Source organism: Anoxybacillus sp. J5B_2022 (genome assembly GCF_026847645.1).
GTDB lineage: Bacteria > Bacillota > Bacilli > Bacillales > Anoxybacillaceae > Anoxybacteroides.
Map to the genome: position 1 here is coordinate 1 of NZ_JAPSMC010000128.1, position 2,006 is coordinate 2,006.

Here is a 2,006-nt window from a genome sequence, read left to right on the forward strand (position 1 = left end):
GTATTCGAAAAAAAATTCTAATGAATTCTAAAGATTTGTTTGAAACGTTGTTTAAACGAAAAGAAATCAGCGAAGTCGTGTTGCTGTGGCAATTTTCAATGGTTGACGCATATGGAAAAGAGTCAGTTGACACGATTTTAAAGGTTGGTCTCGATCATGAGACAGCAGACAAGATAAATTGGAAAAACTTTGATTACAATAACTTTGAATTAGTAGCTACACAATACTATACTCATCCTGCTCTACTTAAAGAATAGGCTTACTCCATGGGAACCCTGCCTTTTGGCAGGGGGTTTTTTTGTTTTTTGCGACATGTTTCGACATTTTTCATGATGGTTGTCTGATATGATAATAAACAAAAAATAACTAGGAGGATCAAAAATGTACGTTGTGGATAGTGTTGGTAGAGTCACTTATCCATCTAACTTTGCAAATAATTTATGGAGTGGGCAAACGCTAAAAAGAGGTGATCGAAATGATTATGTGAAAACGCTGCAATCTTGGCTTTACAAAGCCGGATTTAACCCTGGGGGAATTGATGGAGTTTATGGAGCAAATACAGAGAAGGCTGTGAAGGAATTTCAGAAGAAGGTGGGAATTACAGCCGATGGTATTGCAGGAAAGCAAACATATAATGCCTTGATTCAAATTAAAAATAATGATATCACAGGACAGAAAGATAGAGTGGAAATTTCTCAAGAATCTAGGCAACGTTTTGAGAATCAGTATAATATATATAATACATCAAAAACCTTGTTTACTAGTGCAACTAGTTGGACTAAATCAGCAGTTAGCTGGTTACAGAAAGCTGGAGAGTTTTTGCTTGATGCGGCTAAAGAAGGCCTCAATTTTTTAGTACTTGATGATATCCGTACGCTTTTTGATCCGAATTCAAGCAATCCCGAGAAAATTATCTCCCTCATAGGACTTTTTCCTGCAGGAAAAGTAGTGAAAGCGGGAAAGATTTTTGATTTACTAAAAAAATACGGTAAAGGTGAAATAGTAGATGTTGTAGCTGGAATGGGAAAGGTTTTAAAGTACAATAGCAGGGCTATTTTAATGGAAGGGAACTCGAAAGAAGGTTGGAAGCATATTGTTGATGGTCATGTAATTGGAAAGAAAGGAAAGACGTTATTTCCAAAGCATATGGGTGAAGGGGAAATTAAAAACTTAATAATGGAGAGTGTAGAAAAAGGAGGAATTCGGACAAAACATCCAGATGGGACAATGGAATATGTATATAATCCCAATAAATATGGTATTAGTGAAATGATTACCATTGTAAGTAAGGATGGAATCATTCGAACTTCCTATCCAACAAAAGGAATAAGTGTAGTTACGAAACAGTAAAAAACGAGGAGGATATATTATGGGTATCAAAATCTCATTAGAGGACTGGGAAGGAGATTGGAGAGAAACACTCAAAAGTGAAAATCTCAATAGTTTTTTTAGTTGCGAAATGTATATGACTGTTCATAACGGTATCGAACAAATGACGATCAATATTGCGACCCTCTATGGCACAGCTTTGCTAAGTATGGCTGTTGGTATTATGGAGATGATAGCCAACAAAGAGAATAAGCCGTTCCGCATCTCTGGATTTGGTTCTGTTTATGATTATTTTTTCATAGTGAAAGGACAACAAATCAAAATCGAAGCCGTAAATGTTACAAATGATGAGGTGGAATCCTTTCTTTTTTATGATAAAACAAAATTTGCTCATGATTTTGTGAAAGCGCTGAAAAACCATTTACAGGAGATTGCACAAATTAACATACGAATTAAGGAACAAGAAACATATAAGCTTCTAGAACAAAAAATGTATACTCTCAATTCTGTGCTTGAGAGTCATTAATAAGATTTTTTAGGTATTGGTGGAAAAGTAGTAACCTGATTATGATGAAAGCAAAGATCCTGAAATGATTGAGAGATTCATTGTTTTTGAAGATGTGACATACTTTGAAACAGATTGTGTTAAGGATTTTGATGCTGATGAAATATTAGAA

Annotated in this window: 2 protein-coding genes and 1 pseudogene; all 3 read left to right on the forward strand. The window is 34.9% G+C overall.

The genetic code is table 11. The features are described 5' to 3' along the window. A pseudogene (locus M4I42_RS16660) lies at window positions 1-257 on the forward strand (hypothetical protein); the annotation flags it as partial. Between the two features lie 124 nt (window positions 258-381). Next, window positions 382-1,350 (forward strand): peptidoglycan-binding domain-containing protein, encoded by a 969-nt coding sequence (locus tag M4I42_RS16665; protein ID WP_268853164.1) that lies wholly within the window; start codon window positions 382-384, stop codon window positions 1,348-1,350. A gap of 19 nt (window positions 1,351-1,369) precedes the next feature. After that, the gene (locus M4I42_RS16670) at window positions 1,370-1,855 is read left to right on the forward strand and encodes a hypothetical protein (protein WP_035018887.1); all 486 of its coding nucleotides are present in this window, start codon (window positions 1,370-1,372) and stop codon (window positions 1,853-1,855) included. The last annotated feature ends 151 nt before the right edge of the window (window positions 1,856-2,006 follow it).